General features: G+C 42.4%; 7 protein-coding genes. 5 read left to right on the forward strand and 2 right to left on the reverse strand.

Annotation, left to right across the window (positions count from 1 at the left end):
- The 5 genes from WBA23_RS18930 to WBA23_RS18950 all read left to right on the forward strand — a co-directional run.
- On the forward strand, window positions 1–282 hold a 282-nt coding region (locus WBA23_RS18930; protein ID WP_424583846.1), incomplete at its 5' end, for a DUF922 domain-containing protein.
- Between the two features lie 190 nt (window positions 283–472).
- On the forward strand, window positions 473–2,065 hold the full coding sequence (locus WBA23_RS18935; RefSeq protein WP_424583847.1) for an AAA family ATPase: 1,593 nt from the start codon (window positions 473–475) through the stop codon (window positions 2,063–2,065).
- Window positions 2,058–3,254 (forward strand): McrC family protein, encoded by a 1,197-nt coding sequence (locus tag WBA23_RS18940; RefSeq protein WP_424583848.1) that lies wholly within the window; start codon window positions 2,058–2,060, stop codon window positions 3,252–3,254. Before WBA23_RS18935 ends, WBA23_RS18940 begins: the two co-directional genes overlap by 8 nt.
- A gap of 118 nt (window positions 3,255–3,372) precedes the next feature.
- The gene (locus WBA23_RS18945; RefSeq protein ID WP_424583849.1) at window positions 3,373–4,236 is read left to right on the forward strand and encodes an outer membrane beta-barrel protein; all 864 of its coding nucleotides are present in this window, start codon (window positions 3,373–3,375) and stop codon (window positions 4,234–4,236) included.
- A 91-nt stretch (window positions 4,237–4,327) separates the two neighbouring features.
- On the forward strand, window positions 4,328–5,503 hold the full coding sequence (locus tag WBA23_RS18950; RefSeq protein WP_424583850.1) for a hypothetical protein: 1,176 nt from the start codon (window positions 4,328–4,330) through the stop codon (window positions 5,501–5,503).
- Window positions 5,504–5,619: 116 nt separating this feature from the next.
- On the opposite strand, the gene WBA23_RS18955 is transcribed toward WBA23_RS18950, so the two are convergent.
- Together WBA23_RS18955 and WBA23_RS18960 are read right to left on the reverse strand one after the other, a co-directional pair.
- Window positions 5,620–5,853, reverse strand: a complete 234-nt coding sequence (locus tag WBA23_RS18955) for an Arc family DNA binding domain-containing protein (protein WP_424583851.1) — start codon at window positions 5,851–5,853, stop codon at window positions 5,620–5,622.
- A 30-nt stretch (window positions 5,854–5,883) separates the two neighbouring features.
- Window positions 5,884–6,738, reverse strand: coding sequence for an SPFH domain-containing protein (locus WBA23_RS18960; RefSeq protein WP_424583852.1), 855 nt, complete (start codon window positions 6,736–6,738; stop codon window positions 5,884–5,886).
- Window positions 6,739–6,883 lie beyond the last annotated feature (145 nt).

A 6,883-nucleotide genomic window follows, 5' to 3' on the forward strand; every position in this document is an offset into this window, starting at 1 on the left:
GATCAGAAACACAATGACAAATTACTTAAACATGAGCAATTTCACTTCAACCTTAGTGAGGTTTATGCTAGAAAACTTAGAAAGCGGTTTTCAGAGGCGCATTTGAACGCTGGCAATATCAATACGGAAGCCAATACAATCTTCAAACAGGTATATGTCGAGTATTTAACCCGACAGGAGCTATACGATGCTGAAACGAATTATGGCCTAGATAAGGGAAAACAAAAGGAATGGCAATTCAACATCAGACAAGAGCTGCTGAGCCTTCGGGCATTTGAGTAGTAAATTTATTAACGAACATTATAATATTTACTCCTTCTTCATTATCTGAAGATGCTCAGTAAATACCAACAGTATACTATTGTTTAAACCACCCTCTTGCTGATTAAATATTTTCTTAACTTATCCGCACTATAAATCTGAATTTCAGTATTTTAGCTACTTTCAATAGTACTGAAACTTTAAGCGATTAATGCACGCACTGAATACTATTTTTTACGGCCCGCCGGGTACCGGAAAAACCTACTTAACTTCTCAACGAGCCGTACAACTTATTGAAAACCTATCAGACAAGGAGCTTCAAGAACAGTATCCTCCGCACGAACGAGCCAAGCTAAAAAGCAAGTTTAATGAGTACCAGCAACAGGGGCGCGTTGCTGTGCTTACCTTTCACCCTTCTTTTGCATACGAAGATTTTGTAGAAGGGATCAAACCCTTCAAAAATGAGCGAAATGATTTATACTACGATGTAGTGGACGGAGTTTTCAAGCAGATGAGCTATAATGCTGCTTATGCTTTATACTTAGCTCAGCAGCAACGATCACTAGATACTTTATCGGAGCCGCCAGAAACTAGTAAGCAGTCTCTGCCTCTGCGTCCGTTTGACGCGCTGTACTTTGAGTTTATAGACTATCTCAAGCGTATGATGCAGGAGGGTTCCGAAGAAATTACGTTTGAAACCAAGCAGGGCAAGGCAATTCGCCTTAGTAACATTAATCAAAATAGTACGCTGGCATTTCAAACCTCAGCCGGAGGTAAAACCTACTCGGTTACTAAGCATAGCCTAGCTAAGATGTACCGAGGGTTTTTGGATGTGGAAAGTATTAGCCAGCTAAGTGAAATTAGCGAAGTGGTTGGACAGGGAAATACTTCCGTAATGTGGGCCGCTTTTCATCGCTTAAAAGCTTTTGAAGCAACTCGCTATCGGATTTACAATGCATTATTGAGTAATCATCAGCTATCGGAAAACTCAGTTTCCGCAGTGCAGTATCGGCAGATGAAGCAAGCTACCCGACAACTGGATTTTTCCCAACTTGCTTCAGCAGATTATCGGCAAGCAGGGAATTTTGTTATTGTTATTGATGAAATAAACCGGGGGAACCCTGCGAGCATTTTTGGTGAGTTGATTTCACTCATTGAAGAAGATAAACGGGCTGGACTAACTGAGGCTTTGCAAACGATTCTCCCCTACTCTCGCGAACCGTTTCGGGTGCCGCCTAATTTGTATATTATTGGCACGATGAACTCGTCTGACCAAAGTGTAGATACGCTAGACGTAGCATTTCGTCGCCGGTTTACCTTTCAAGCGATTCACCCTAATCCTGAATTATTAAAACCTGCTATTACTATATCTGTAGAAAATTTAGAGGATTCTAATCAAGATACCCTAGCGCAAGCTGCTGAGCCTATGGCGAACTACTCCCAAAAAATTCACTTAGATAAACTACTGACAGCGATGAATGAACGTTTGCTGTGGCTTCGGGGAGAAGATTATGAGATTGGACACGCTTATTTTCTACCCGTACTAACGGCTGATGATCCGCTAGCGGCTTTGCGGCTAGCAATGTATCAGCGAATTATTCCTTTGCTAGAAGAATATTTCTTTAGCGACTGGGACGAACGAATAGCTGTGTTAGGCAACTCATTTGTGGAGGAGCTTTCCGGCGAATATCTTTTAACGAGCGAAGACTCAGTCTTTCGCCTACCTGATAAACGATACCGCTGGCGCAAGCTAAGTGACGCGGAATTTTTAGCGGCTATTCGGCGAATATATCAGCATGAGTAAACCGGTTTTCTCTGTATACGAACAGGCGGTTTTATTGGTTGGTCAGCAACAAAACGGATTTTTTTTCACCGATAAGCATCTCCATCAACTAGCCCACCTAAAGAGAACACTACCCGCCGGAATGTTCCGCTTGGAGTATCAGTCGGTACGATGGGGTAACTACGTAGGTTTGATAGAGCTACCGGAGGTAATCATTGAAATTCTGCCTAAAGTTGACCGTTCTAATGACATTACGCTAACACGGGAACGTTGGACCAATCTGCTTCAGCAATTTGACTTCCTTCCCCAGCTAGGTGATCTCAACCCTCAGTTGTTAATGCAACCGGGCAATCTAACGGAAGCACTACAACGCGCTTTTATCAATGAAGTACAGCAACTTGTCCAACGAGGTCTCACTCGCCAATACCGAAGCCAGGCCGCACAGCAACCGTTCTTGCGGGGCAAGCTGCTACTTTCGGAGCAGATTCGTACCAATCTGGTACAAAAACATCGATTCTACGTGCAGTCGCAAACTCATGTTAAAGACCATCCACTGAATCAACGAATTAAGCAAGCCTTGCGTATTGTTGCTAACGCTGGTTCTTATTCGGCTCAAACCAATGACCTACTGCGCTATTTCCGTTCGGTTACTGACGTACCACTGCCAACTACCGAGTCTCGTATTCCACTAAATCGCGCTACTCAGCAGTACCGGCTCGCTTTACGATTGGCTAATTTGATTTGCAATGGATACCTAGGAGGAACCTTCGCCGGACAGGATTTTGGCTTTTCGCTACTGTTTGATATGAGTCGAGTGTTCGAATTGCTGATTTACTATCATCTGAAGAAACTAAGTAATGATCGAGATTTCAAACTCCATTACCAACCACAGCGTGCATTCTGGCGCACCAAAGATCTTCGCCCTGATTTTCTGCTGGACTTCGGTGACAATCTGCAAGTGGTAATTGATACTAAGTGGAAAGTGCTTACGTCTCCTGAACCTAACGACGAAGATTTACGCCAAATATTTGCTTACACTCAAGTCTTTGAAGCAAGTCGAGGCATACTGCTTTACCCTCAGACGGGTAGTTTATTCGCTTATCAAACCCCTTTTAATCTAGCTTCTACCGATTCCTCCACTGGGGAGGTTCACTTTTTATCAATTTTAGAAAATATTGAGTTTAAGTTGCTCAATATTTTACTGATATGATAACGTAAGCTCTTGCTCAACTCATAAAATATTTTACATAAGAATATTTATTACATATCTATTAATAATTATATATATGGCATAGTCCGTGCAATACCCTTGACAAATAGTATACGCCATGGTAAAATATTGCTGGATACTCTTCATCATTACTGGCCTTTCGCTAGATGCGATAGCTCAAGGTTCCAAACGCCGACCAGGTGGCGGAGGATTTACTTCTTCCCAATGGTACGTTGGAATCTCCAGCGGAATAAATCAGTTTCAGCCTAAAGTCCAGAAAAGCTTTTCTGAGATAGATTATTGGGGTGCTGATGTGCTAGAAACGAAAGACTATTCTTCTTCCGAGCAACCAATAGGGTATCATCTAGGACTTATCACCATATTTTCTCCTACTAAATTTCTTCAGATAGCCCTTAACCCTTCTTACGCGCAACAACGCTGGGGTTACCGTACTGAATATGCTTGGAATGATATTGAAAACGAGATCAATTCTTACGAAGTAAATTATAGCCATCAGTACACATTGCACTACTTGCAATTACCGATTACAGCTCGCTACGTTTTTCTGCCCCGCCGTTGGAAACCCTTTGTACAGGCCGGAATTCAGTACCAAATGCGGGTAGATGCGACCAAAGAGTTGGTATCAGCCGGTACTGACTTTACTTCGGGTTCGCCTATTTCTTTGCAGAGCGATATTCAATCTACTACCGCTACCAGCCTGTTCAATAACAATCAATGGGCGGCCAAAGCTGGGGGAGGAATTTATTACCACTTTACTGGATTTATGGCGGGCATAGAACTTAACTACTACTACGGATTAAATTCAATTGTTAATGAACAGACCCGTTTTTCGGCCACTCGTAATTTTCAGGGATTAGGAAATGCGTTGGATGACATCCGCTTATCCGGTCGGGAAATCACCTTTCAATTGGTATTCCCCATGAAGTACCTAACCAAAAGTTTTTCACCAGTAATCATGTAAATAATTGACAGTTGAAAATGGAAAATTAAATACGTTTCTATTTTAAACTGTCCACTATCAACTATCCCCTGTTCCTTATCAATTTTCCATTATGAAAAAGTATTTGATAATTAAGCTGGTAATGCTTTTGCTGAATTACGGTTGTAGTTCGGACGAAGAGCTAATTGAGCCCCGAAATAGCTTTACTCGTATTTATGAAACGCAGCAGTTTTCAGATCGCTATGAGCCATTAGCCATTGTACAGACCGCCGATAGTGGCTACCTTACACTTTCTAAAACTGAACAGTGGAAAGCTCACTTATTTAAATCAAGCGACGAAGGAATAAGTCAGTGGGAAATGACATTGGGTGAGACATTAGTAAACCCGCTGCCCCACTTATTTGCGCAAGATTCTGGATTCGTTATGTTCGGAATGAACGAGCTTTCTCAAAGTTTGGAGGTATACGCCGTGAACCCTACTACCGGAACAGTGGATCAAATTAATACGATCAGCAATATTAAGTATCCGCTAGCCGCTCACCGTACCGCCGATAATGGCTGGATTTTTCTGGGGTATGATCGTGAAAGCCGAAGCAGTACGTTGCACGCTTACAATAATACTTTTGCTGAAATATGGAGTGAGTCTTACGGGGCAGAAGAAGATGTTGAAGAATATGTGATTAATCATATTGCGGGAGTTGGCTCAGCCCTCCCCTTCTTTGTAGGGACCAGTGGTAACCACGTATATTTCAATGGTTTCTATAATTATTCGTTCTCGCTAGTATTTGCTAACAAAAGCAACGGCGAAATAGCTGGTACGCTGCATGGCTACCGCGATGAATCTGTTATTAATGCTTTGCATCCTACCAGCATTGGGCAGTACGCTTTAGCCCAGAGTAAATTCGGCCAGGGTGCATTGTTATCCAACGCAACAGTTTCTGAACAAACCATTGCGGTTGGTAGTGATTTACCAACGGTTGACTTTAACGAAATTGATGAAAATGCTCGGGTAATCATTAAAGAGATCACTCAAGCAGGGCAAGAAATTATTTTGTACGGCACCCAAACCAAACGTCGCCAACTGGTTTTTTACGCTTACGCCAAAGAATCAGGCGAATTGATAAGTATTAACTATTTGGGTCAGACCAACCCGTACCTATTAGGCGATTTTACCGTAACCGGAGATGGGGGGTTAGTCGTAGCGGCCGAAACCTACGTAGCCGGAAGGTTTTCGCGCCTACAACTCTTTAAGCTATCCAAACCAGAGTTTTCCGCGTGGTTTAAGTAACAATATTAGCTCGCCAAAACTGGAGACCAGTACTTAGAAACGGAGAACTGAAAAGGGATTGCTAATTATTAAATTATCTCTTTTCCCTTCATCCTTCTCCTGTTTACCCTCAACTATTAACTATCCACCGTTTTACGATCTTCGGATTTCGGTTTTCCGTCTCCAGGTTTACCGCTTTCTTCTTCTGACTCTACCTTCACTTTCTTCTTCCGTCTGGCTTTTTGCAGAGCTTGGTCAATAATCCACTCAATCTGCCCATTGGTACTTCTAAACTCATCCGCCGCCCACTTTTCAACCGCGGCCATCATTTCCGGATTCACTCGCAAGGCAAATGCTTTCTTATTCGGCATAATACTGCTCTAACATCTCGTATACTATTTCTACTGATGTAATGTTCCGGTATTTACTACTGGAGTAGCATCTTTATCGGAGCAAAGTACCACCATGAGGTTACTCACCATACTAGCTTTCTTTTCCTCGTCCATTTCGATAATCTTCTTTTTCGACAGTTCGTCCAATGCCATCTCTACCATACTCACAGCGCCCTCTACAATTTTTTCCCGAGCAGCGACAATAGCGGTTGCTTGTTGGCGGCGGAGCATTGCGCTGGCAATTTCAGACGAATAAGCCAAATAGCCAATCCGGGCTTCAATTACTTTGATACCAGCCATCTGCAAGCGGTCGCTTAACCGGCCTTCCAATGCGCTGTTAACTTCGTCTACTCCGGAGACCAACGTTATTTCGTCAATATGATCAAAATTATCGTAGGGATACGAATTGGCTAGCTTTCGGACGGCAGCATCTGACTGTACCTTTACAAAATTTTCGTAGTCGTTAACATCAAAAGCTGCTTTGTAAGTATCTTCTACCTTCCAGACTAAGATTACACTAATCATTACTGGGTTTCCCAGTTTGTCATTTACTTTCACCCGCTCACTATCGAAATTGCGAGCGCGCAGCGAAATATTTTGACGACTAAATAATGGATTTACCCAAAAAAAGCCATTTTTCTTAACGGTTCCCTTATACTCTCCAAATAGCGTCACCACCATTGAGCCATTCGGTTGGATCATAATGAATCCTCTCAGCAGCAACATTAGCGCAGGAATAGTGATAATTGCTAATAAAGCAATATCGCTTATCATCAGAGAAAAGAAGCTAATCAAAGCAACTATTAGGGTAATTCCGGCAATGGTGTAGCCGGAAGCAGGACTAATTTCGCGCTCGTGTTTCATAGGTGTGCATATTAAAGTAATATCATTTTAATATCACTACGCTTCCTGTTCCCGAAGGTTCAAATTAAATTACAACGGAAAACAAAAAAAGTCAGACTTAGAACAAGCCTGACCTTTAAATGAGTACACACAATTAGCTCTACTT

This window comes from Tunicatimonas sp., assembly GCF_049647865.1.
GTDB lineage: Bacteria > Bacteroidota > Bacteroidia > Cytophagales > Cyclobacteriaceae > Tunicatimonas.